Annotated in this window: 26 protein-coding genes; 15 read left to right on the top strand and 11 right to left on the bottom strand. The window is 66.4% G+C overall.

The annotated features are described in order from the left end of the window. Positions 1 to 59 precede the first annotated feature (59 nt). Positions 60 to 929 carry an alkaline phosphatase family protein gene (locus NJQ98_RS02750; RefSeq protein ID WP_262175434.1) on the bottom strand — a complete coding sequence of 290 codons (870 nt, stop codon included), beginning with the start codon at positions 927 to 929 and terminating at the stop codon, positions 60 to 62. A gap of 88 nt (positions 930 to 1,017) precedes the next feature. Between NJQ98_RS02750 and NJQ98_RS02745 the strand changes: the two genes are divergently transcribed. From NJQ98_RS02745 to NJQ98_RS02715, 7 genes are all read left to right on the top strand, one after another. Beyond that, positions 1,018 to 2,997 (top strand): aldo/keto reductase, encoded by a 1,980-nt coding sequence (locus tag NJQ98_RS02745; RefSeq protein ID WP_262175433.1) that lies wholly within the window; start codon positions 1,018 to 1,020, stop codon positions 2,995 to 2,997. A 62-nt stretch (positions 2,998 to 3,059) separates the two neighbouring features. Continuing rightward, positions 3,060 to 3,443: a DUF7475 family protein gene (locus NJQ98_RS02740; protein ID WP_262175432.1), complete on the top strand. Its 384-nt coding sequence runs from the start codon at positions 3,060 to 3,062 to the stop codon at positions 3,441 to 3,443. 23 nt (positions 3,444 to 3,466) lie between these two features. After that, entirely contained in the window at positions 3,467 to 3,619 is a 153-nt protein-coding gene (locus NJQ98_RS02735; RefSeq protein ID WP_262175431.1) for a hypothetical protein, read from the top strand. After that, positions 3,600 to 4,367, top strand: coding sequence for a CDP-alcohol phosphatidyltransferase family protein (locus tag NJQ98_RS02730; protein ID WP_262175430.1), 768 nt, complete (start codon positions 3,600 to 3,602; stop codon positions 4,365 to 4,367). Before NJQ98_RS02735 ends, NJQ98_RS02730 begins: the two co-directional genes overlap by 20 nt. A gap of 214 nt (positions 4,368 to 4,581) precedes the next feature. After that, on the top strand, positions 4,582 to 5,445 hold the full coding sequence (locus tag NJQ98_RS02725) for a hypothetical protein (protein WP_262175429.1): 864 nt from the start codon (positions 4,582 to 4,584) through the stop codon (positions 5,443 to 5,445). A gap of 61 nt (positions 5,446 to 5,506) precedes the next feature. After that, entirely contained in the window at positions 5,507 to 5,986 is a 480-nt protein-coding gene (locus NJQ98_RS02720; RefSeq protein WP_262175428.1) for a metal-dependent hydrolase, read from the top strand. Positions 5,987 to 6,051: 65 nt separating this feature from the next. Further along, on the top strand, positions 6,052 to 6,636 hold the full coding sequence (locus NJQ98_RS02715) for a phosphatase PAP2 family protein (RefSeq protein ID WP_284438502.1): 585 nt from the start codon (positions 6,052 to 6,054) through the stop codon (positions 6,634 to 6,636). 107 nt (positions 6,637 to 6,743) lie between these two features. Here NJQ98_RS02715 and trpB read toward each other — a convergent pair whose 3' ends face one another. After that, complete coding sequence (trpB, locus tag NJQ98_RS02710) at positions 6,744 to 7,913, bottom strand: tryptophan synthase subunit beta (protein ID WP_262175424.1); 1,170 nt, start codon at positions 7,911 to 7,913, stop codon at positions 6,744 to 6,746. 162 nt (positions 7,914 to 8,075) lie between these two features. Here trpB and NJQ98_RS02705 point away from each other — a divergent pair, with 162 nt between their 5' ends. The 3 genes from NJQ98_RS02705 to NJQ98_RS02695 are packed head-to-tail and all read left to right on the top strand — an operon-like array spanning position 8,076 to position 12,884. After that, positions 8,076 to 10,295: a type II/IV secretion system ATPase subunit gene (locus NJQ98_RS02705; protein ID WP_262175423.1), complete on the top strand. Its 2,220-nt coding sequence runs from the start codon at positions 8,076 to 8,078 to the stop codon at positions 10,293 to 10,295. After that, the gene (locus NJQ98_RS02700) at positions 10,285 to 12,174 is read left to right on the top strand and encodes a type II secretion system F family protein (RefSeq protein WP_262175422.1); all 1,890 of its coding nucleotides are present in this window, start codon (positions 10,285 to 10,287) and stop codon (positions 12,172 to 12,174) included. The genes NJQ98_RS02705 and NJQ98_RS02700 overlap by 11 nt, the downstream gene beginning before the upstream one ends. After that, complete coding sequence (locus NJQ98_RS02695) at positions 12,171 to 12,884, top strand: DUF7289 family protein (protein WP_262175420.1); 714 nt, start codon at positions 12,171 to 12,173, stop codon at positions 12,882 to 12,884. Before NJQ98_RS02700 ends, NJQ98_RS02695 begins: the two co-directional genes overlap by 4 nt. A 708-nt stretch (positions 12,885 to 13,592) precedes the next feature. On the opposite strand, the gene NJQ98_RS02690 is transcribed toward NJQ98_RS02695, so the two are convergent. From NJQ98_RS02690 to NJQ98_RS02675, 4 genes are all read right to left on the bottom strand, one after another. Beyond that, a complete protein-coding gene (locus tag NJQ98_RS02690; protein WP_262175419.1) occupies positions 13,593 to 13,913 on the bottom strand; it encodes a hypothetical protein in 321 nt (106 codons plus the stop codon). Between the two features lie 263 nt (positions 13,914 to 14,176). Next, on the bottom strand, positions 14,177 to 14,446 hold the full coding sequence (locus NJQ98_RS02685) for a hypothetical protein (RefSeq protein WP_262175417.1): 270 nt from the start codon (positions 14,444 to 14,446) through the stop codon (positions 14,177 to 14,179). A 136-nt stretch (positions 14,447 to 14,582) separates the two neighbouring features. Beyond that, on the bottom strand, positions 14,583 to 15,605 hold the full coding sequence (locus NJQ98_RS02680) for a tyrosine-type recombinase/integrase (RefSeq protein ID WP_262175416.1): 1,023 nt from the start codon (positions 15,603 to 15,605) through the stop codon (positions 14,583 to 14,585). Beyond that, entirely contained in the window at positions 15,602 to 16,111 is a 510-nt protein-coding gene (locus NJQ98_RS02675) for a hypothetical protein (RefSeq protein WP_262175415.1), read from the bottom strand. The genes NJQ98_RS02680 and NJQ98_RS02675 overlap by 4 nt, the downstream gene beginning before the upstream one ends. A gap of 61 nt (positions 16,112 to 16,172) precedes the next feature. On the opposite strand from NJQ98_RS02675, the gene NJQ98_RS02670 reads away from it, so the two are divergent. The 4 genes from NJQ98_RS02670 to NJQ98_RS02655 are packed head-to-tail and all read left to right on the top strand — an operon-like array spanning position 16,173 to position 18,160. Next, positions 16,173 to 16,562 (top strand): DUF7266 family protein, encoded by a 390-nt coding sequence (locus tag NJQ98_RS02670; RefSeq protein WP_262175413.1) that lies wholly within the window; start codon positions 16,173 to 16,175, stop codon positions 16,560 to 16,562. Continuing rightward, positions 16,559 to 17,239: a DUF7263 family protein gene (locus NJQ98_RS02665; protein ID WP_262175412.1), complete on the top strand. Its 681-nt coding sequence runs from the start codon at positions 16,559 to 16,561 to the stop codon at positions 17,237 to 17,239. Before NJQ98_RS02670 ends, NJQ98_RS02665 begins: the two co-directional genes overlap by 4 nt. Beyond that, positions 17,232 to 17,636 carry a DUF7262 family protein gene (locus tag NJQ98_RS02660; protein WP_262175411.1) on the top strand — a complete coding sequence of 135 codons (405 nt, stop codon included), beginning with the start codon at positions 17,232 to 17,234 and terminating at the stop codon, positions 17,634 to 17,636. Before NJQ98_RS02665 ends, NJQ98_RS02660 begins: the two co-directional genes overlap by 8 nt. Then, on the top strand, positions 17,624 to 18,160 hold the full coding sequence (locus tag NJQ98_RS02655; RefSeq protein WP_262175410.1) for a DUF7261 family protein: 537 nt from the start codon (positions 17,624 to 17,626) through the stop codon (positions 18,158 to 18,160). Before NJQ98_RS02660 ends, NJQ98_RS02655 begins: the two co-directional genes overlap by 13 nt. Positions 18,161 to 18,216: 56 nt before the next feature. Here NJQ98_RS02655 and NJQ98_RS02650 read toward each other — a convergent pair whose 3' ends face one another. The 5 genes from NJQ98_RS02650 to NJQ98_RS02630 all read right to left on the bottom strand — a co-directional run bounded on the left by NJQ98_RS02650 (position 18,217) and on the right by NJQ98_RS02630 (position 22,116). Then, a complete protein-coding gene (locus NJQ98_RS02650) occupies positions 18,217 to 19,011 on the bottom strand; it encodes an HpcH/HpaI aldolase family protein (protein WP_262175408.1) in 795 nt (264 codons plus the stop codon). Between the two features lie 107 nt (positions 19,012 to 19,118). Then, on the bottom strand, positions 19,119 to 19,508 hold the full coding sequence (locus NJQ98_RS02645; RefSeq protein ID WP_262175406.1) for a secondary thiamine-phosphate synthase enzyme YjbQ: 390 nt from the start codon (positions 19,506 to 19,508) through the stop codon (positions 19,119 to 19,121). Between the two features lie 38 nt (positions 19,509 to 19,546). Beyond that, the gene (locus tag NJQ98_RS02640) at positions 19,547 to 20,560 is read right to left on the bottom strand and encodes a DUF7972 family membrane protein (RefSeq protein WP_262175403.1); all 1,014 of its coding nucleotides are present in this window, start codon (positions 20,558 to 20,560) and stop codon (positions 19,547 to 19,549) included. Then, the gene (locus NJQ98_RS02635) at positions 20,557 to 20,763 is read right to left on the bottom strand and encodes a hypothetical protein (RefSeq protein ID WP_262175401.1); all 207 of its coding nucleotides are present in this window, start codon (positions 20,761 to 20,763) and stop codon (positions 20,557 to 20,559) included. The genes NJQ98_RS02640 and NJQ98_RS02635 overlap by 4 nt, the downstream gene beginning before the upstream one ends. 165 nt (positions 20,764 to 20,928) lie before the next feature. Then, a complete protein-coding gene (locus tag NJQ98_RS02630; RefSeq protein WP_262175399.1) occupies positions 20,929 to 22,116 on the bottom strand; it encodes an AI-2E family transporter in 1,188 nt (395 codons plus the stop codon). Positions 22,117 to 22,471: 355 nt separating this feature from the next. On the opposite strand from NJQ98_RS02630, the gene NJQ98_RS02625 reads away from it, so the two are divergent. Further along, entirely contained in the window at positions 22,472 to 23,287 is an 816-nt protein-coding gene (locus NJQ98_RS02625; RefSeq protein WP_262175397.1) for a helix-turn-helix transcriptional regulator, read from the top strand. Positions 23,288 to 23,504: the final 217 nt, after the last annotated feature.

Here is a 23,504-nt window from a genome sequence, read left to right as displayed (position 1 = left end):
ATTGGTTCAACCCTCGATGGGTCGAACGCAACGGGTCGACGGCCTCGCCGAGCGAGCGGTCACAGATACCCCAGCGCGTCGAGCCGGTCGCGGTCGGAGTCGGCGCCGTACACCCGCGAGACGGGCAGTGTCTCGGGCGGTTCGAGCGACGGCGTCCGACTCTCGCAGTCGATACCGGTCGTCTCGGCCCACGGAACGGCCAGCAGCGCCGGGACGGGCGTCTGCATCGGGTGGCCGTACAGCCCCCACTCGCCGAAGAGATTGCCGTGGTCGGCCGTGACGGCGACGCGACCGTCGACGTTCTCGACCAGGGCAGACACCTCCGCCAGCACGTACCGGAGGTTCGCCTCGTAGGCGGTCCGGACGCGCGCTGTCGTCAGTTCCCCCTGTCGCAGCGACACCCACGGGTTCGCACTGTTGCTGTGACTGCCAGTCCGGGCGATACCGTCGTCGCCGTCTATCGGGTCGGGGACGAACGGGTGGTGGGGTTGCATGTAGTGGACGACCAGCCGGTCCGGGTCACGTTCGCGCGCGGCGGCGATGGCGCGGTCGGTGACCGCCGCCGCCGGCACGGTCCCCAGCTCGTCGTCCCAGGCGTACTTCCAGACCTCGTCCAGCGCGGCGAAGGCCTCGGCGTCCAGATACCGGTCGGTCCAGGTGTTGCCGGTGACCATCACCGTCCGCCCGGTCTCCGGGCGGTCGGGAAAGGTGTTCTCGAGCCACTCGGAGGAGGAGCTACCGACCGAGCGGACGGTCTCGACGGCGTCGAGGAAGTCGGTCTCGGGGGCGACCGACCGGAGCAGGTCGGCCCGGCAGGCGTCGAGCACCACGAGCACGTCCCATTCGCGGTCGAAGACGTTCGCGCCGTAATCGAGCCGACGGCCGACTGCCTGGAGCAGCCGCAAGTAGGCCGTTCCGAGCCGACTCATCCCCGGTTCTCTCACGGTCGTCGTTGGGTACACGCGGAAAAAGTTCCATCGGCGAGGGAGCTATGTACCTCCCGCACCCCGTTCCCGTGTGCACTGTCTGTTCGTCGGCGCCGGCGCGATAGCGGCGGAGTACGCGGCCGGTCTCGCGGGGAGTCCGCTCTCGCTTTCGGGCGTCTGTGACCTCGACGGCGAGCGCGCCGGGGACCTCGCCGAGGCCCACGACTGCCCCGCTTTTACCGACCTCGACGCGGCGTTGGCCGCCAGTGAGGCGCCCCTGGTCGTGAACCTGACGAGCCACGCCGCCCACGCGCCGGTGACCCGCACAGCGCTGGAGGCGGGTCGACACGTCTACTCCCAGAAGCCGCTGGCCCTTTCGGCCGACACCGCCAGGGAGTTACTCGCGCTGGCCGGCGAGCGGGACCTCGCGCTGGGCTGTGCGCCGGGCACACCGCAGGCCCCCACCCAGCGCCGGGCGGCCCGGCTGCTCGCCGACGGACGGCTCGGCCCCGTTCGACTCGGCTACGCCCACGCCCACGTCGGCCGGGTCACCGACTGGCACGACCGCCCCGACTCCTTCCTCGATATCGGACCGCTGTACGACGGCGGCGTCTACCCGCTGGCCCTGCTGGTCGCCTGGTTCGGCCCGGTCCAGCGGGTCCGCGTCGCCGACGCGCTCGACCCCTGGCCGGACCGGGAGCCACAGCGACCGTCGGTACCGAGCCACGTCGAGGCGACACTGTCCTTTGCCGCCGGGCCGGTCGTCCGGCTGACCGCGAGCTTCTACGCGCCCCACCGCAGCCGGGAGTTCTACGGGCTGGAGCTCCACGGTGACGACGGCTCGCTCTACCTCGAAGGGACGGGCGCGATGAGCGACAGCCCCGACGCGCTCCGGTTCGGCCGGGTCGGCCGGGAGTACACCGATGTCCCCGCACAGACGCCGACCCGTCCCTACAGATACGTCGACGCCGTCGAAGCGCTGGCAGAGAGCGTCAGGGCAGGCAGCCCCTCGCGGGCGACCGGGAGACGGGGTGCCCACGTCGTCGCCGTCTGCAACGCCGTCGAGCGGGCCGCCGAGGCGGGCGGGCCGGTCAGCGTCGACGACTTCGGCGCGACGAGCGACCCGATGCCAGCGCCGGTGGTTCGGCCGGCGTCGGGAGACACACAGGCGGGGACGGCCGGCCCGAATTCGCTGCGTCTGCCGCCCCTCGGCTTCGGCTGTTCGCGCTACCGCGACGGCGAGTACGTCGACCGGGTAGACTCTATCGCGGCGGCGCTGGACGCGGGCTATCGCCTGCTCGACAGCGCCGAGCTGTACGGGAACGAACACCGCATCGGCGACCTGCTGACCGCTCCGGGGACCGCCGACCGGGAGAGCCTGTTCGTCCTCGGGAAACCCTGGCGCACGAACCACCGCCGCGAGCACATGCTGACTGCGTGTCGCGGGAGCCTCGACGAACTCGGCCTCGACGCCTTCGACTGCTACGCCTTGCACTGGCCTGACGCGTGGGCCCACCGCGGACCGCTTGAGCGACTGGCGGAGAAACCCGTCGACCGCCAAGAGGCCCTGACGTTCCCCGAGGGCGACGGCGGCGATATCGAGACGGCCGATGTCCCCCTGGAAGAGGCGTGGGCGAACCTGGAAGCGGTTCACGACCGGGGCCTGGCCCGCACGCTCGGAGCCTGTAACGTCTCGCGGGCGCAACTGGCGACGATTCTGGAGACCGGAACGGTGCGCCCGGCGCTCGTCCAGGTCGAGCGCCACCCGTACCTGCCACAGTCAGACCTCGTCGCCTTCTGTCACGACCGGGGTATCCGGGTCGTCGCCCACTCGCCGCTGTCGGCGCCCGGACTGCTCGAGGAGCCGGTACTGGTCGACATCGCCGACACACACGGTATTTCGCCGGCCGGGGTCGTCCTCGCGTGGAACGTGATACGAGGAGTGGTCCCCATCCCGTCGAGCACGACGAGCGAACACGTCGTTTCGAACCTCGCCGCCGCCGGCGAGCGGCTATCGGCCGCGGAGCTCGCCCGCGTCGACGCGCTTCGGGACCCGAACTTCGAGCGGTGAGTCAGTGGCGCCGAGCAGTGAGTCGGCCCCAGTATTATGGTCGGGAAGGCCCACGTTAGCGTATGGCAACGGCCGACTCCCGGGGACTGTCCGTCGACGTATCGTCGCTGACCGGGCTGCACTGGCTCGGTATCGTCGCCGCCGTCGTGTCGGCTGCGGTCCACCTCCTGTTGGGCGTCCGGATGCTCCCCTCGGCGATGGGCGTCAGCTTCGTCCTGGCCGGCCTGGGCTTTCTGGGCGCCGTCGCCCTCGTCCTGCTCGACTACCGGCGACGAGCGGTGTACGCCGTCGGCATCCCCTTTACCCTCGTCCAGATACTGCTGTGGTACTACGTCAACTTCGTCTCGCTCGGGAAGTCCTTCCCGGCCGACGTGGGGACGCTGGGCGCCGTCGACAAGCTCGCACAGGTCGTGCTGGTGGGCGTCCTGATCGCGCTGTTGCGGTGACAGTGCGGGCGAAACCAACTGGTTTGGGCGTCCGCTTAAGCGAGGGCGGCCGCAAGACGGGGTCGAACGCCGATATGTACGCGACGAGCACGACGACCGGCAGTCGACAGACGCCGGGGACCGCGAGACTGCGCCGGGACGAGCCGGGGGGCGTCGATGGCCGGCCGTCGGAGTGACCGGTCGACGCTCGTCGGCCTCCGGGTCGGCCTCCCGGTGGTGGGCGCGCTCTGTCTGGGCGCCGTCGTCGGCCTCGCGTTCCCGCCCGACGAGATGACCCGCTGGAGGGTCAACCCGGCGGCCGTCGCGGGGCTGTGCTGGGCCGGGCAGTTCTGGCTCGCCGGCCGCGGTCTCGACGTGAACCGGATAGTGGGCTCGCCCTACCGGCACGTGTTCGGACTCGCAAACGCCCTCACGCTGCTCCGGGGCGGGCTCTACGCTGTCGTCGCCGGCTTCGTCGTCGTCCCCGCGTCGACGACGCTCGCCTGGGTGCCGGCGGTGTGTTACGGCGTCGGCGTCGCCCTGGACAAACTCGACGGCGTCGTCGCCCGCTCGGTCGGCGAGGAGACCGACCTCGGCGAGCGGCTGGACATGGCCGTCGACACCTTCGGGTTCGTCGTCGCCCCCCTCGTCGCGGTCCTGTGGAACCAACTGCCCGTCTGGTACCTCGCGCTCTCGGCCGCCCGGTACGTCTATCTGGCCGGTATCCGCTACCGACGACACCGCGGCCGGCCGATACACGACAGCCCCGACAGCGACCTCGGGAAGTACCTCGCCGGCGTCCAGATGACCTTCATCACCGTCGCACTCGTTCCAGCCGTGCCGAGCGGCCTCGTCTTCGCCGTCGCGCCCGCCGTCCTCGCTCCGTCGCTCGCGGTGTTTGCGAGGGACTTTCTGTACGTGAGCGGCCGGCTGCCGTACGAATGACGGTCGTGTCGGTGGTTGGAAGTGAACACCGGGGCTACGTGACCCACGAGGGTTTATTTCGGGGAACACGCAATGCCAAAACAGCAGCGATGCCCCTCCACAGCGCCCCACGTCGAAGCGGTAGTCGTGAGTCCCAGCAGTCGAAGCGGCAACCGCTTCCAGTCCGGGACCCGCCCTCTCGACCCATCCCACAGCGGACCGCTGGGTGGCGTTGATGCCGGACTTTCGCGCCCGGATAGCCGACGGGCTGGCCCGGGCCGGCGAACACGCGGCGCTCGCGGTCGTTCCGGTGCTGTTTGCGCTCCTAGACGTGGAGAAGCTACAGTCCATCGTCGCCTTCGACAGTGTCCATCTCGGGGTCAGGTCCGGCTTGCCGCTCTCGGTCGTCACCGTCTGGCAGTTCGTGACCGTCCCCAGTTCCGGCGTCTCGGTGAACGCGGGGGCGCCGGTTCAGTTGCTCCCGCTCGCGTTCGTGACGGTTCCCGTGCTGGTGGTGGCCCAGACCGCGCTCACGGCCGGGTACTTCGGGAGTATCCGGAACGCCCTCGACCGCGAGCCCTATCAGTTCGTCGCGAACAGCCGCCGCTACTTCCTGCCGTTTCTCGTCCTGACGGCCCTGCCGTATCTCGTAGCGGTTCCCGCTGCTCTCGGCGTCTTCGGACTCGGGAGTATCACCGGCGACATCGGCGTGGCGGCCCTGCCGGTCCTGCTACTGGGACTGGTCGTCTCCGTCGTCGTTAGCTACCTGTTCTACGCGACGCCGTATCTGCTCGTGCTCCGGGACACCGGGCTGGTCGCCGCGGCCCGGCAGTCCTATACGCTGGCGGTGCAGGGCGGTCCGTACGCCGCCTACGCCGTCGGCTTCGCCCTGTTCGTCCTGGTCGTCTCGCCGTTCGCGACCGCAGTCGTGGTCAATATCCCGTTTCTCGGCGCTCTCGTCGGCGTACTCGCCGGCGGCTATCTCGGCCTCGGGGCGAACGTCGCGACAATGCGGTTCGTCGCCGACGTCGACCCCGGGTCGTCGGTCACGACAAATTGGGCTGCCGACCCGCCTGACTCCGATACCGATCACGAGTAGACGCGCGGTCGCGGGGCCGTGACAGCCAGCGTTGATGTATCGCGGCGCCCTATATCGCGCCATGCTCTTCCCGACCCACCTGCTCGCGGCGGCGGCGGTGGGAGGCCGGGTATCGCGGCTGTCGCCGCTGTGGCTGGTGGTCGGGACGGCCCTCCCGGACGTGGTCGACAAGCCCCTGGCGATGGTCGGCATCACGGAGCTGTACCACTCCGTCGGCCACTCGGCGCTCCTTGTCGTCGTCACGATACCGGTCGCACTGACCGGACGAGCGGGCCTCGCGCTGGCGGTCGGCTGGGCCCTGCATCTCGTCCTCGATGCCGTCCACGTCGTCCTCAACGGTCGGCCGGGCGACGTGCTGTTTCTGGCCTGGCCGCTGGCCGTCCCGGCCGACCCGCTCGCACTCCCGCCGGGGTCGTTTTTCCTGTACTACGTCGGTTCGCCGTCGTTCTACCTCGAAGCGGCGTTCTGGCTGGCGGTGGTCGGAGCCGCCCTGCTGGCGTGGCGCCGCGGACGGTCACCGCTCCGTGGCTGGCGCCACTAGTGCGTCGAGCCGGCCGCGCACAGAGCAGCTATACCGCCACAGTGGCTACCATTGGGTACCCCTCGATGGACCACCTCTTGGCCGACCTGCTCGATGCGCTGGTGCAACTCGATGCCGTCGCGATGGAGCGTATCGTCGCGCTGCGGAGCCCGCTCGCAACCAAGCTACTGACCTCGGCGACGGGGCTGGGCTCCGCGACAGCGGCGCTCGTCTTCGTCGGCCTGTGCTATCTCGCCGGCTGGGACGAGGAATACCGCCACGCGCTGGTCGCGCTGGCGCTGTCGGGCGCCGTCGTCGGGACGCTCATGCTGACGATTCAACGGCCCTATCCGCCACAGCCGGTCTGTCTGACCGAGGGCTCCGAGACGGTCGCCTCGTCGTTTCCGTCGGGCCACGCCGCCGCCGTCACCGTGTACGCGATGACAGCGCGCCGCTCTGACGTGCTCCCCGCGGGCGTCGTCGCCGCGCTCGCATCAGCCGTCGCGTTCTCCCGTGTCTACCTCGGGACCCACTACCTCACCGACACCGTCGTCGGCGTCGCAATCGGTATCGCTGCGTTCCTGCTGGCCGAGCGGCTCCTGGCCCGAGCGGATGTGGGCGCGCTGGAACGACGCATACGCGAGGCGGCTGAACGAGGTGGGAACCCGTAACGACGGTGTGCATACGTGGCCGCTGGAAGTCGCCGGCCTCGGCGCCGTTTTCGTCGCCGCGTCGCTCCGATACGACAGTGAGCGCCGCCAGCGCATCCCGGGATAGGTTACGGGGACAGGTCGAACTTCTCCGCCGCAGTCTCCATGTCCTTGTCCCCGCGGCCACAGAGGTTCACGAGGATAGTGTCGTGACGGTCCTCCTCGGCGAGTTTGATGGCGAGCGCGATGGCGTGGCTCGGCTCCAGTGCGGGGATGATACCCTCCGCCTCGCTGAGTTCGCGGAACGCCGCCAGCGCCTCCTCGTCGGTGATGCCGTGGTACTCGGCACGCCCCAGCGACTGGAGGGCGGCGTGTTCCGGACCGACCGCCGGGTAGTCCAGCCCGGCGCTGACCGAGTGGTTCTCCGTCTCCTCGTCTATCATCTTCGTCTTCATCCCCTGGAATACCTGCGGGTCGTCCTGTTCCGTCGCTGTGAGCGCCGCCGAGTGCTGTCCCGACTCCAGTCCCTTCCCCGCGGGTTCGGCCCCGTAGAGGGCCACGTCGTCGTCTTTGAACGCGTGAAAGAGTCCGATGGAGTTCGACCCCCCGCCGACGGCGGCGACACAGGCGTCGGGCAGGTCGCCGTGCATCTCCTGTATCTGCTCGCGGGCCTCGCGACCGATGACCGACTGGAACTCCCGGACCATCCGCGGGAACGGGTCCGGTCCGACGGCGCTCCCGACCAGATAGTGTGTCTCCTCGGTGTTCTCGACGAGGTCCTCCATCGCGGCGTCGACGGCCTCTGCCAACCCTTCGTTACCCCGGGAGACAGGCACGACGTCGGCGCCCATCAGCCGCATCCTGAAGACGTTCATCCGCTGGCGGCCGATGTCCTTCCGGCCCATGTACACCGTCGTGTCGATGTCCAGCAAGGCGCCGACCATCGCCGTCGCGGTGCCGTGCTGGCCGGCCCCCGTCTCGGCGATGAGGCGCTCCTTGCCGGCCTTCTTGGCCAGTAGTCCCTGTCCGAGCGTGTTGTTGAGCTTGTGGGCGCCGCCGTGCAGCAGGTCCTCGTGTTTGAAGTAGATGTCCGCGTCGTAGCGCTCGGAGAGCGTCTCGGCGTAAAACACCGGTGTCGGCCGACCCGCGAAGTGTTCGAGCAGGTACTCGAACTCCTCGCGAAAGTCCGGGTCGTCTTTGAGTTCGTCAAACGCCGCAGCGAGTTCTGCCAATGGTTCTTCGAGCGGTTCCGGGACGTGTCGACCACCGAACTCCTCGAATTCGCCGGGTGAAGACATACGTCTCCCAGTGACACACCGGGGCGCTAAAAACTACTGCCGAGTGTAAGGCGGCTCGGGCAGCCGATATCCGTCGGCCCCGAATACGGATTTCTCTCTAGTAGGTTAGTTCAACTATGGATAGCAAAAATTTAAGTGCAGTTAGTCGCCCAAATCCGCCAGATGAGTGGGCAAGCGACTGAGAACCGGCGGCCGACCGTTCCCGCCCCGGTCCCGCCGGACGACCCCGACGCGTGGTACGCGCCCGACGTGCGCGAACAGGACGAGGTGTACCCGGGCGTCGTCGTGACAGTGCGCCAGGCCGACGGCTTCCGGTACGAGGTCCGCGAGCCGGTGCTCTCGCCGAGCGACCGAGAGGCGCTCGCGACCGTCAGGTCACACTTCGACGGCGCGAACATCGAGCGGCCACGCACCAGGGAGGGGGCCGTCGAGCGGATGGCCGGCGGCTTCGACCCGAAACACCGCCGGGTCATCGACCGGCTGATCGACTGCTCGCCGGCGGGGCGCCGGCGCGTCGCCTATCACGCGCTGTGCTCGCTGGCCTGTCTGGGCGAGTTGACTCCCTACGCGCTTGACGACCGCATCGACGTCGCCGACGTGACCGAAGACAGCGTCGTCGTCCACACCGAGGACTACGCGCCGGCCGCCACGAGCCTGGAGAGCCCCGACTACATCGAGCGCTTCGCCAGCGAGCGCGTCGAGCGCCACACCGTCGCTTTCCAGGGGTTCGAGATACCGGTCATCGTCTACCGGGAACACCTGCTTGGCAGCGACCCCTTCACCACGAAGTACGCCGTCCGCGAACCGGACCGGCTGCCCGGCGACGAGGAGCTCATCAGGGCCTGCAAGGAGCGAGTGTGGGAGACCAGCGTCGAGGGGGTCGTCGAGGACCGCGTGGCCTTCGTCCGGGACCGGGCCGCGTCGCTGCTCGCCCGCCAGTTGACTGTCCGCAACACCACCGAGTGGGTCGATGCGGTTGCCTACCGGCTGCGGTCCGCGCTCGCGGAGCTGGATTTAGCGGTGCCGCCCCTGGACCAGCGCTTCGCCGACGACCGCCTCGACGACCTGCTGTACTACGTGCTCCGGGACCTCGTCGGATACGGCAAGCTCACCATCCCCATCCGCGACCCCACGCTGGAGGACATCGAGGCGAACCGCGTCGGCGAGCGCGTGAAGGTGTTGCCGAGGGCGGACCTGGGCCACGACGGGCGCGTCCCGACGAACCTCTCCTTCGAGGACGAATCTGCCTTCGTCAACGTCGTCACCCAACTGGCGGCCGACGACGGCACCGAACTCAACGCCTCGAACCCGAGCGCGAAGGTCAACATCGACCCCGAGGGCGAGGGCGTCCACGACGCCGAGGAGACCATCCGCTGTGCGGTCGCCCTGCCCACCATCAGCGAGGACGGCCCGCACATCTCCATCCGCAAGCAGTCGGCCGACGCCATGACGCCCGTCGACCTCGTCCAACGGGAGTCGATACCGACGGAGCTGGTCGCGCTGCTGTGGCTGCTGTACGAGTCCCACGGCGTCGTCCTCTTCTCGGGGCCGACCGGCGCCGGCAAGACGACGCTGATGAACGCCCACATGCCGTTCATCCCGTATCGGGACCGCCCAATCAGTATCGACGAGGGGTCCCGAGAGGTGCAGATTCCCCACGAGACGGGCGTCTCGCTGACCACCCGGGACCACGAGCGCGACCACCGCCGGGTGACGATGGCCGACCTCATGACGCAGTGCAACTATCTAAACCCCGACGTCGAGGTCATCGCCGAGATAAACACGCGGGCCTCCTTCGAGACCTTCGCCGAGACGCTGAACACCGGCCACGGCGTGTTGGGAACGACCCACGCTGCGGACATCGAGACGCTCGTCAACCGCATCATCGAGAAGGGCGTGCCGACCTACCTGTTGACCGAAATCGACGTCGTCGTCTTCCCGCGCCACGTTGGCGGCGAGCGCTACGTCGGCGAGGTCGTCGAGTTCCTGGACGAGCCACGCGAGGGAGACCGGAGCGGAACCATCGAGAAAGACGGGGAGACGATTCACTACAACACGCTCTGTCGGCGCCGCCCCGACGGGTCGTTCGACCTCGGGTACGACCATCCGCAGCTGGGCGACGACCGTCGCCGCGTCGAGACGGGCATGTTCGACCGCCTGGCGACGCTGCGGGACGAACCGGCCGAGACCGTCGAGGAGACCTTCCACCGACGCCACAGGTACGTGCAGTATCTCGTCAGGGAGGGGCTTACGGACTTCCGGGAGCTGTTCGGCGTCCTGGCCGACCTGGAGACCAACGAGGCCGCGACGGTCGAGCGGCTCCGCCGGCGGGCCGGCGACCGGGAGCCCGTTCATCTGGAGGTAGAGACCGATGACGACTGAACGCTGGCGCCTCGGGCTGGTCGACCGCGGGCTGTACGCGCTCTTTGCCCATCACACGGACGACGACCGCCACACGACGACCAGGGAGCGCTACCGGGCGGCCCATCCGGACACCGGGTTCGGGCTGTATCTCGCGCGGGTGTACGGGCTGGCGTGGCTCGCACTCGTCGTCGCGAGCCTGGCGACCGGGATGCTGGCGCTGGCGCTGCCCGCGAGTACGTTCGACCGCCTCGTCACGATGCTGAGCCAGAGCATGCCGGTCCTCAACCGGCTGGCGTTGCCGCCCGTCTCCCGGCTGGTCGTCGCACTGGTACTAGCTGTCGGGGTCGGTATCGGCTCGCGCTGGCTCGTCCTGGCGATTGGCAACCGCTACCTCTCGTGGGTCGCCCGGGCCCGCGCGGCCGACATTGCCACGACCCTACCCGGGGCCGTCAGATACCTCCGCGTGCTCGCCTCGGGGACCCACGACCGAACGGAGATGCTGCGGGCCGTCGCACGGCAGGAGGCCTACGGCGAGACGGCTGTGGAGTTCCGCCGGGCGCTCAACCGCGGGACCCTGACCGGGAGCCTCGACGTCGGCCTCGAACAGATAGCGAGCGAGACGCCGTCCCGTGACTTGCTGGCGCCGTTCCTGTTGAAGTTCCGCGAACACGCCAACCAGAGCGCGGACGCGCTGGAGGGGTATCTGGAGATGGAGGGGCGGCTGCTCTCACACGAGCAGAGCCGTCGACACGAACGGGCGACCGGCTATCTCGAACTGCTGGCCGAGCTGTTCGTCGTCCTGCTCGTGGTGCCGGCGCTGGTCGTCCTCATCGTCACGGTGATGGGCGTGCTCGCGCCGCGGCTCTCGGCGCCCGTCGCGACACCGCTGGGGACGACCTCCGTCCGCTCGGTCGTCGTCTACAGCAGCGCCGTGTTCGTGCTGGGGACCGGGCTCGTCGCCGCGTTCGTCGTCGCTGGCCTGCGGCCGCGAAACACCGCTGCACCGAGTTACCGGCGGCCCGAGAGCGTCGTCGGCGTCCTCCGGACGGTCACGTCGAACCCCGCGAGCGCACTGGCCGTGTGTCTCCCTCTCGGACTGGCGCTCGTCGGCGGGCTCTGGTGGCTGGGTTACCGGCCCGTCAACGTCGTGCTGCTGGCGTATGCCGGCATCAGCCTGCCCGTCGGGCTCGTAGCCCTGAGCCGTGCGCGCCGCGACGACGCGAAAGACCGCGAGATTCAGGACTTCGTCCACGCCGTCGCGGGCCACGTCGCGCTCGGGCGTCCGTTCCCGGAGGCCGTGCGCCGGGTCGCCGAGGAGGTACAGCTGGGCGCGCTGGCCGGGGACGTGGAGGCGCTGTCCTTCACCCTCTCGCTCGCCGACAGCCCCAGCGACGCCGCCGACGACCGCCGGGCGGCGGCCCTGGACCAGTTCGTCGACCGCGTCGGGACGCCGATGGCCGAACAGACCATCGGGCTGGTCGTCGGGGCGCTGGACGCGGGCAGCGACGCGGAAGACGTCTTCGAGACGTTACAGACCGAGATCGGTCGGCTCTACCACCAGCGCAAATCGCTCCGGTCGGCCCTGCTCGTCTACGTCGCCGTCGGCTGGACCACAGCGCTGCTGGTGGTCGGCATCACCGTCGCGATGAACGTCTACGTCCTCTCGGAGTTCGCCCAGCTCTCGACGGTGGCCGGCAGTCAGACGATCGCCTTCGACCCGACGGCCATCGACCCCGCCAGGGAGCGGTATCGCTTCTACGTCGTGACACAGGCGACGATGCTCGCCTCGGGCTGGTTCGCCGGCACGGCGAGCCGGGGGTTCTACGAGGCGTTACTGCACTCGGGCGCGCTCGTGCTCGCGGCCTACGCCGTCTACGCGGGGGTCGGGTTGCTGTGAGGGGGCAGTCCCACGTCGTCGGCATCGTCCTCCTGCTCGGTATCACGACCGTCGCGCTCGGCGGGCTGACCACGGTGGTCGGGGGCATCATCGACGGACAGACGGCGACGGCCGACGAACGCCGGGTCGCAAACGCCCTCGACAGCGAGTTTCGCCCCGTCGAACAGACCGGGTCGAACCGCGTGCGGGTCAGGTTCAGCGAGGGGCGGGTGACCACGGTGGACCGGGAGCTCCGGGTACTGAACGCCAGCGGCGTCCGACGGGAGGTCGAAATCGGCGGGCTCGTCTACAAGTCGGGGGCGAACCGCGTCAGCCTCGTCGGCGGGGCCATCGCTCGGGGTGCCCCCGGCAGGGCGTGGCTGGTTCGGGGGCCGCCGATGACTGTGACGCGGGACAACGAAACACTGCTCGTGGGTGTCGTCACGCTGGGCGCACGCGGCGTGACGGTCGGCGGCAGCGGCGGCGTCACTGCCCGGCTGCGGACCAACGTGACCCACGACCGGACGGCGCTCCCGCGGGCCGACTACCGCATCGCGATGGAGACGGCGACGCCGGACGCACTCGGCAGACGGCTGCGCGAGCGTGGCCTGGCGACGACTGAACGGGACATCGACGGCGACGGCGTGCCGAGCGTCGTCGCGAGCGTCGAGGGGCAACAGGAGCTACAGCTGGTCTACCACCGGACGAACACGGAGGTGAACGGTGGATAACCGCGGGCTCAGCACGGTCGTCGAGAAGCTGCTTTCGCTCTCCGTCGTGATGCTGTACAACACAGCTTTTGAGTATGTACAGCGCAAACACAAGCCTGTGGAGGGGGTTAAAACATTGGTACACCCCCACATACGCACATAGTAAGTGACTTTCTCTCACAAATTGGCGAAATATAGCCAGAATTTTCCCAAATGCTCAGTTATTGAAGCGCCATATAAACAATAGGCGATTTAAGCCACCTCAGTTCGCCCGTGCTTAGCTTGATTGGTTTGTAAGTACCCTGGGCCGTCAAAAATTCAAATCGTTTCTAACCCCACTCACGGCTGTCTAAGAGCTTCCAGAGAAAGTGAGCTAAGCCGCCGATTTTCAGGTTGTTGGGGAATAGTGTACCAGAGTGCATGGAGAGACACCACATTAGCCATCTAAAGAGCCTCTAAGCCGTTTTAATCCATCGAAGCGAGGAGCGTATTCAGCCACTCCATGCGCTAAAGCTCGCGGAACCCGATTGTAATTCTAATCCTGTGTTATCATTACAACCGAAGGGCGTGATAACTTCGAAAAGAGAGAGGGAAAGGAAAGGGGACTACAGGGGATAGGATAGGGAGAGTTTGAATGTCTTTCTTTGAGAGGGAAAGGAAAGGGGACTACAGGGGGAAGGGAAAGGAGAGAGAGAAAACAGGGTTGACAGTCAGATTGTGAATTGACGCCTATTTGCGGTCTTCTACTGGTTTTGAGGCATCAGATTCACTTCTGGTTGAACCTACAGACTTCCCATCATGGTGAATCGGTATGTTTGGCGGAGTATCATAGCCAGACGTAACGCTACGGTGGCCGAGAAGTTCCGCCTTGTAGTGGTCATAATTTTCTTCTTCGATAGTGAACGAAATCCTATCTCCGATTTCAATCTCGTGATTATCGCGGTCCACTACGACTGTTCTTTTCGCACCCATACCCGGTTCAATAATTGGATTCCCCGCGTTGCTAAAATCATCAACAGAACCCTCATACCGTTTACCCATCTCTGGCATGAATCATCATACTCAGAGACGGTGTAAATAGTTTTGTGGGCGATATGTTGCTGTGTGGTGGCGAAAGCCCGGACGGGCGGTGCGTAGAGTCCCGGAACGTGGAGGTGGGTGGGAAAGGTCGATGTGTAATAGCTTCTGAGGTGTATGAGACAGACTGCTTGCGGCTGTGGAAACTCTTTCTCTGTCCATGACCCAGCCATCCTCTCAAAATCGAGTTGGTGAGATACGACGCTATGACAACTGTGGCGATTCTGAGACGGTTGCTATTCTCTGCTACGTTCTACCACGGCCATAGCTGACTGTTCCAGCTTGCGGGTAGTCTCGACAAGTTCGGTATTCCCTTCGGCTTCGGCACAGTGGCGTAGCTCTTTGAGATTCTGAGCAAGCACCAGTGAGCCACTGTAGTATTCGTCAAGTTCTCTGTGCGCTTCCTGTAGGTCGGTGGCTATCTCCCGAAGGGTCATGTCGGTTTCTGCGTAGGAGAGTGATTCTGTGGCGACAGCGTCGGGTATTCCGATTGTGCTTTCAGACACACAAAGCCATTTAGAAGCCATTTACTTACGTCTAAGGTCTTAAAGTGTCGACATTAACTCTTTGGCGGCTTCCGGTGCGTAGTGCCGCCCCCTGCAGAAGTACGTGGAAGGGCATTTCTCGGACTTTACCCCCTGATTAGGAGGAAGGAATCGACTCTGAACCAGCCCCGGATTTCCGAACTGCGTCTTTGAGGTCGTCGTTAGCAAATTGGAGGTAGTCTTCTGTCGTACTGATTTTTGCGTGACCCATTAGCATTTGTAACCGCCGAGTGTCCAGTCCATTTTTGACGGATTGAACTGCGAAACTATGCCGAAGGATATGGGCGGTTATCTTCATCTGCTTTTGTCCCGATGAGTCTGTGTAAAGGACAGATTGTAACCCGGCGGCTTCGGCGGCTTTCCGGACAATAAGCCCGATTTGTGCTGGCTTGATTTGGTCAGTCTTGTACGTCGGAAACAGGTACTCGCTTCCTGCTGTCGAGAGTGATTTCCGTTTGACATTCACCCACCGCGTTATGAGGGAATCCAGCGACGGTTGATAATATACAGTTCGGTCTGTGTGGGTCTTTTCAGCGTGAACTTTGATTGCCCGCTCATCGGTATTTACGTCTCCTAAGCGCGTTTCTGACAGTTCTCCACGTCGAAGGCCGGTCTGGTAGAGTAGACGGATAATCAACTCATTCCGTAACGTCGGAGATGGTGCATTCTCATATAATTTCTCAACGTTCTGTGGCTCTAAGTAGATTAGACCTTTGTTCTCTTGGACTTTTCTCGGCTTTTCTTTCAATGTCTGCCAATCAGACACATCAAGGTCTTCTACCGGATTCTCGAAGTCGGGGATACCGTAACCACCCTCTCGTTTCATTTCTTCCAGTTCGTCATACAGGATAGCGATATGCCACCGCCGATTTTGGACAGTTCCGCCGGTTAGACCACTCTGTAACTGTTGCCGAAGGAATACCTGTAAATCGCCGGTTGTACCTTCCCACAGTTCCTTAGAGGGACGTTCTCGACTGTTGTGGTCGAAGTCTTTTGCGCCGGGTTCTGCCAACCAATCAGCCCATACCTTTGCTGTGTGGGTGTAGGAACGGGCGGAACTGTCTGCCTTCTTGGTTTCCTGCCTGCTACGAAACTCGGTGAGTAGGGTATCTGTGTTCATTCCGCTGCCTTCCAGTAGTAGCCATTAGACGACCGAACCATTCCAACCCCGTTAGCCAAGCCTTCGAGAGCGTCGGAAACGTCGCTGGTATCAGCTCCGATACGGCCTGCAACTTCGCGGGGCTTCTGACCGACACTATCCGGTTCGGGTTCGTTAGGTCCGGGGGCATATGTTCCGGGAGCGGTGGGCAACACTTCAAGCAGGACTTGTTTTAGGTCATACATTTCTTCCGACTTCCGTTCTCGGCTAAAGGCTTCAACTCCCTCCTGAATTTCTCCTGTGACCTTCTCAAGCCGATTGAGGGACTGTAACATTTCGCTGTTCTCGACGGTTCCTGTGTTGGCCTGTTCGGTGCGTGGGGCCGTCTCTGTGTCTGTTATCTCCCGTTGGACAGAAAGCCGTATCAAGTGGCTTAGACTGTCATACTCCGGACCTTCGGCGGCGTCTTCCCATTCCTCTTTGACCGACTCATCAATCCGAAAGGCGACGGTGGTTTTCTCTGCCATCTATCTGTTACGTCTCACGGTGGCTCCTTAGTGTTTGCGTTGTTAATACTGAATCAGTTAGTTGCTGTACATCACGCTACTGACGACGGTGCTGTACGGTGGTTCGGTCCCGGCCTATCAGGGGGCGGTGGGAGCGGAACTGGGCGAACGCGTGCTGGCCGAGGCGAGCGCCGAGGTCGAGCGGGCGGTCCCACCGCGGGGCCGACACGTGGCAGCCAGTCGCCGGGTGGATATCCCGGCGACCATCGACGGGGCCGGCTACCGCATCCGGGCCAACGGGACCCATCTGGTACTGGAGCACCCTGACGAGGCGGTCGGCGGCCGGGCGCGTCCGATGGTCCCCGACCGGGTCAGCAACGTCACGGGAACGTGGGAGAGCGGCGCCGAGACAGTTGTCACCGCCAGCGGGTCGCGGGAAAACGTGACTATCAGGCTGGAGGGACGCGGATGAGACCGCCGACTTCGGTTCGGGCACAGACGACCCTGCCCGCCGTCGCCGTGGCGCTGGTGTTGCTGACGCTGGTGACCGCACTGGGACTGGGGCTTGCCGACTCGGCTATCGCGGGCGCCGAGCGAACGCCCAACGAGCGGCGGGTGGCCACAGCCACGGCCGACCGGCTCGTCGCCGCTGACGGCCCCGTCGCCCAGCGGGCGAACGTCCTGAACGGGTCACGGGTCGACGCGTTCGACGGGGCGGCGCTCCACGAGGCGGCGCCAGCGACCGAGAGCTACGCCGTCGCGGTCCGACTCGGTGGTGACAGCGTCGCGACGACCGGCGAAGCGGCGGGTGGGACGACGATTCACCGGCTCGTCCTCGTCGCGCGGACGGAGACGCGGACCGTCGAGCCCGAAAGCAGGCGGGTCACGCTGCCGCGCCGGGCCACGGGTGCGACCGTCACGTTCTCGCCTGGCAACGGAACTGCAGTCCGGACGATGCGGGTCAACGGGCAGGTCCGCCTGCACAACGACAGCGGCCTCCGGGGGACCTTCGAGATAGGGTTGACGCCGTACAGGACGACGCGTATCGCGCTCCAGACGCCGGGGCGACTCAGGTCCGGCGCAGTCGAGATAGCCTACGAGACGCCGCGGACGACGAAGACCACACTGTCGGTGACTGTCGATGCCTAGGGCGCAGCTCCCGCTGTCGCTCGTCGAGGTGGCGCTTGGGGCAACACTGATTCTGGGTGTCACGCTTGGTTTCGCGCTGGCGACGCCGGCCCCGGACACGCGGGGGCCACAGCTGTCGGCCTACGCGGAGGACACCGCGACCATCCTCCAGACCGACCCGGCCAGACACAACGGGACGAGCCGGCTCCGGGAGGTCGTACGCAGCGAGCGCGCGTTCGACCGCGAGCGCGGGGACCTGGAGCGGCGCGTCGAGCGTATCCTTCCGGCGAACGTCCTGTTCAGCGTCGAGACGCCCCACGGCTCGGTCGGAACGCCGGTCCCGCGTCGGACGACGACGGGGACGGCGACGGTACCCACGGGGTCGGGAACGGTCCGAATCGAGGTGTGGTACGCGTGAACGGGAGCGAGCGGGGCCAGCTGGTGCTCGTCGCGGCGGTACTGGTCGCCGTCGCGCTCGCACCGGTGGTGCTGGCGTACCTCCAGCTTGGCTACCACGACGATGTCCGCGCGGCGGGCGCCGTCGACGACCCGACGGACGACACGGTCCGCGTCCTCGGCCGTGCCGTGGAGCAGGAGAGCGCGTCCGTGCCCCGAAGGTACGCGTGGGCCGACCGAACCGCGGCGGTGACGGCGCTGCGAGACGCCCTCGAACCGGTCCGCTCGCGTCTCCGGACCGGCGAGATGGAGCGGGGCACCGTCACCGAGATACGCTACAACGCGACGGCGGCCCGCGCCTGGCAGTCGGCGAACTGTCCGGGCGGACCGGGCCGGGAGTTCGGGAACTGTAGCGTGGACCGCGGGGTCGTCGTCCAGGAGCGCACCGACCGAACGCACGTCCTGGCGGTCGGGTTCGACGTGACCACGACGAGCGAACGGGGGGAGACGGCGGTGACAGTGGTGGTCGAAGCCGTTGGTGGGTGACCGACCCTCGGGGGCAAGGCGACCCCGCGTCGCGAGACTCCGACGTTGCACCCACGTCAGGACCGGTCGCCCTCGAACGCGTCGAGCCAGCCGTTGATCGCCGTCTGGAGTGCCCCGGTCGTGCTGCCGAGGTGGAGAATCTGGTAGCCGTTTTCGGCCTTCTCGTTGACGTCGTCCATCCCGAAGCCGAGGCCACCGACGGGGACGCCGGCGTCGATGGCGGCCGAGCGGACCGTTTCGATGGCGGCCTCGACGTCCGGGTGGTCGAGTTCGCCCGGATGGCCGAGCGACACCGACAGGTCAAACGGGCCGATGAAGACGAAGCCCAGTTCCGGCACGTCGAGAATCTCGTCGATGGCCTCGACGGACTGGCTGTTCTCAATCGTCACGCCGACGAGCGTCTGTTCGTCCTCCCGCTCGACGTACTCCTCCGCGAGCCCCCAGCGCCTGGCCCGCGGGGCCGCGAGGCCGCGGTCGCCCGGCCCGCCGTCGTACCGGAACCGCGCGGACCGAACCGCCCGCCGGACCTCCTCGGAGCTCTCGACGCGGGGGAGGAAGACGTTTCTGGCGCCGAGGTCCAGCGCCTTCCGGACGAGCGTCGGGTCCGTGTCCGGGAGCCGGACGAGCGGGTCGATACCCGTCCGTTCGGCCGCAAGCAGCAGGTGTTCGAGGCTGCCCGCATGCCACGGGTCCGGCCCGCCGTGTTCCAGGTCTAGCCACACGAAGTCGAGACCGAGTTCGCCACAGAACTCCATGACTGTCGGGCTGTACGTGGTGTCGAGAAGCCCCAGAGCGACGTCGCCCTCGTGCAGTGTCGCCGGGAGGTCGTTTTCCGCCGGTGAAGACGCCATGTCACAAATGTCGTATCGTCGATAGATAAGTGTAGTGGGGCGTGCGCACTCGGGACACGGCAGAAGCCGCCCGGAACGGCGCCGTGCCGGAAAGCGTCCGCACAGCGTTACGACGTGCAGGTCACCGTCACCGAGCGCGTCCGCGGGCCGTCGCAGTCGATTAGCAACACGGACTGCCAGGTCCCGAGTGCGAGCGCGCCGTCCCTGACCGGCACCGAGACACTCTCGTCGAGGAGCAGGGCTCTGAGATGGGAGTCGGCGTTGCCGTCGAGCGCGTCGTGGGCGTAGCCGCCTTCGTCGGGCACCAGCTCCCGCAAGTAGCTCTCGATGTCGCCGAGCAGCCGTTGTTCGGCCTCGTTGACGACGACGCCGGCGGTCGTGTGCTGCACGAAGACGGTACAGAGCCCACGTTCGATGCCGTCCGGAACCCGCTTTTCGACCTCGGCGGTGATGTCGACGATGTCGAGGCGGTCGGTCGTCTCCACCTGGATTGGCATAGGGGCGTATTCGAGCGGCGGGAATACAGTTCTGGCGCCTATCGCTGTGACTCCCTGAGAATCAGCGGGCCGATGGCCAGCGTCCGTTTGGCGACCGTCAGGATGCGAAGCAGATAGGCGACAAAGAGCAGGAAGGGAGCGAGCGTGAACGCGAAGGCGGCTCCGACAACCCAGGTGAGGTTGTCGACGCCGAGCGTGTACCCGGTGACAGTCGTCGCGTCGACGGTGGCCATCATGACGCCGGCGACGACGAGAGCGGGAACGGCGAGGTACAGCGTCAGCTGCGAGAAGGTGATGAGCTCCCACTGGAAGTACAGCGTCTTGATGTGTTGGCGCGCGGGGCCGAACATCGCCAAGGCCGTCTTCAGCTCCTGGAGCCGCGCCTTGTCGGTCTCGTCTAAGGCGTCGGCGTGGTCGTTGCTGATTCGGTCGACCTGGTAGAGCTTCCAGCTGTAGTTGAAGTTCAGGGCGGCAGACAGCACGTCGAACGTCCCGAAGGTCGCACCGTCCAGCTGGGCGGACACTTCCATGGCGTTCCTGATGACGCTCTCGGTGAACTTCTCGGCCTCCGTCCGGAGCTGTTCGTCGCCGGTATCGAGGAGCCCCTCGCGGAGCGTGCGGGTTCGCTCGGCCGTCAGGTCGACGATGCTGCGGAGAAACGACGAGGGGTCGGCGGGCGTCGTCTCGTCCAGTAGTTCGTCGGTGTACCCCCGGAAGTCGAGCGTGTCGCTCATCCGCTTGCGCTGGTCCCCGAGCGGGCCGTCCTCCTGGGAGATGACGAGCTGGCCGATGGAGACGACGAGCGTCGAGCCGGTGACGATGGCGGTTATCATGGCGGAAAACAGCGTATCTATCACGTCGCCGGACCGGACCACCGCGGCGAAGCCCGGCGGGAGGACCGTCACGGCCACGGCGAAGGAAACGAAGACGGCGACGACGAGAACGCCGGCGAAGACGAGCCTGTTCAGTTCCAGCAGGATTCGGAACCGAATCCCGGGCGCCTTCGCCCGCTCGCGCATCGTGTTCGCCGTCCCGACGTCGTCGTTGCTCATGCCGACTGCGTCGTGGACCGGGGCCGCTTGAGGACGAGGTACTTCGTCCCGCCGCCCTCGTAGCTTATCGTCCCGGCGAGCTCCCACCCCGCCGCGCCGAGTTCGTTGAGCCGGGCTTTCGGGTCCGTGGCTTCCTTCTTCGTCGCGTCTCGGGCGGGCCGGAGCGTCTCGTACTCCCACTCGGTTGCCGGAGTATCTGTCATACAGGCAATAACACTCGGTCGGAGTAAAAGGGCTGTGTCGCCGGCCGCTCCGGAGCGGGACGGTGCCGATAGCGGACCCCCTGGGGAGCCGCTCGAACAGCGCCGGGCCGGTAGTCACGGACGCGCCGTCGCGATGGGCGTCCGACCGGGGCCGGCGAGACCGTATCAGTCCGGTGCGGGGCCGCTCCCGTCCTCGCTTGCGGCCCCGTCCTCGCCGTCGGTAGTCTCCTCGTGGAGGTCCTCGGCCGGCGCGCCAAGCTGTGTGGCCACGTCCGCCGCGGGGTCTATCGACTCACCGTGGAGCAGTTCCGGGAGGACGATACGGACCGCTTCGATGACCAGGACGAAGACGATTGGCATGAGGAAGAAGCCGTACCAGCCGAAGAATATCGGCCCCAGGATGTAGGCAAACAGCAGGACGATGGTGTTGAGGTGGTGGCCGGTGACGTAGGGCTGGAGGAAGGTCTGGGGGAGGATATCGAGCACGAGGACGTAGGCGACAAGCACCCCGGCGACGAATCCGAGGCCGCGGCCGCTCTCCAGCGCGGAGAGGCCCAGGTAGGCGACCACCGGGAGGTAGATCACCTTCCCGACGATGATCGGAATCAGGCTGGCGATGCCCGTGAGAAAGCCAAGGGGTAGGACCAGCGGGACGCCGAGCCCCGGCGGGGCGAGCGCGTTCGTCGCCGCGTACGCCGCCGTCGCGATGGCCGCCATCGCGAGGACGAACAGGAGGTTGCCGTAGAATATCGCTTCGAGGTCGTCGTCGACGGCCAGCGCATAGGTGTACGCGGTCGTCTCCTGGCCGCCGACGAGCGCCGCGAAAACGCCCGCGAGCGCGTCGTCGTAGCGGAGGAGCGCGTAGGCGAGCGTGGTCGCGAGCCCTACCAGCAACAGCCCATCGAAGACGGTGCCGAGTAATCCGAGGACCTGTTCGAGTCGGGAGCCGGAGAGGAACTCCGTCACTTGCGCCAGCGAGGGCGGGTTCGCCAGGAGTCGCTCGGGGCTGGACGGCAGCCAGGCGGGAACGGCGTCGACGTTGCCAAAGCGGTTGGTGAGCATCGCCACCACGCCCCGGTCGAACCGGCGTCTGACCTGCTGGAGGAGCTGGAGGCCGGCGTACGTGGCGACGAGAAACACCGGGACGAGAACGGTCAGGACCGTCAGTGCGGCCGCGAGGCCGTCCGACTCTACCAGTTCGCCGACGCGGTCGGATATCGGTCTGGTCGCGTAGTAGCCGAACAGGCCGAGCGCGAGGAGACCGACGAATCTGTGCCCGATGACGACGACGATGACGGTAAGAGCGGCGACGTAGCCCCACCAGCCGAGCCGGTTCCGCGAGAGTGCGTTCACAACGCGCCCTCGCGACGGGACGGGAGCGGTTCGGACACTGTGTGCTCAGTTGTGACGGCCGACAGTAATCCCGCGCGCCTGCCAGTGCAAGCACGTCCGTGTCGGCGTCGGGAGAACGGGGCAAGCAGTGCCGGCCGGCGGCTCGTGCGGCCGCGGACGAACCCGCTCACGCGGGCTCCCCGGACCGAACGGCAGCAGCACCGGCGCGGTGAATCGTGAGAGTCGAGCGCTGGCCTCGGTAACGATTCCTTACCGTCGGCAAGGGACGACCGAGCGGCTCTTCCCACAGTATGTGACACTCTCACAGCCAACCGGGGCACTAACAACCCTGGCTCCCGAACGGGCGGGCAAAGCGATGCAACAGGACCAGGCGGTGTACGGGGACGTCCAGTTTCTCACCGGTTCGCCACACCGCCGGGCCGTCCTCGACGCGCTCTGTGCGGAGCCGGCCCGTCCCCACGAGCTCTGTGCGGAGATAGACGCCACGCGGACGACGATTCAGCGCATCCTCGCGGGCTTTCGCGAGCGCGAGTGGGTGGTCAAACACGACGGCGACTACCGGGCGACGGTGACCGGGCGGCGGGTCTGTGAGCAGTACGAAGCGCTCCACGAGGAGGTCACACGGGCGCGGCGCTTCGGGCCCCTGGCGGCGCATCTGGGACCGGACGCCGACGACCTGCCGGTGGCGGCACTGGAACACGGTCGGCTCACGGTCAGCGAAGGGGGGAGCCCGCTGGCCGCCCTCAGCCGGTTCACCGAGTGGCTGGGCGCGGTCGAGGGGGACATGCGCGCCGTCTCGCCCGTGGTCGCTCAGCCGTTCAACGAAATCGGTGCCGAACTGCTGAGCGGGGACACCCGCATCGAGTTCGTCATCGACTCGGCGGTGCTGGAACAGTCGAAAGCCAGGTACGAATCGGAGCTACAGTTCGGCGTGGACCACGACCAGATGACGATATACGTCCACGAGTCACCCCTCTCTCTGGGGGTCGCCCTCGACGACGAACGCTGCTGTGTCATCGCCTACGACGACGGCAACAACCTCAAGGCGATACTCGAAGCCGGTGACGGCGAGCTATACGACTGGGCCAGCGAGGTGTTCGAGCGCTACCGCGAACGCTCGGTTCCGCTTCCCGGGCTGTCCGACGAGGGAACGACGGCTACTGAGGGATAAACGGGGACGGGTAGCGCGTCGGCGCGCTACCGGCTGTGGAGGACCGAAGCAGTCAGCGTTGGGACCAGGGTGGGCTCCCCGGGAGTATCCTGCGGCGGGAGGAGCCTATACTTATCCGCTGATAGATGTTACAGGGGCTGTAACACCCACGGCAACGGCCGTGTCCCATCGTGGGTCCGGGCGCGGTTCTACACGGCGCGTCGCCGTGATAGCCCCG

Origin of the sequence: Haloarcula laminariae, assembly GCF_025457605.1 — an archaeon.
GTDB lineage: Archaea > Halobacteriota > Halobacteria > Halobacteriales > Haloarculaceae > Haloarcula > Haloarcula laminariae.
Note: the sequence above shows the minus strand (reverse complement) of the source record. Positions and strands in the feature narration are given on the sequence as shown.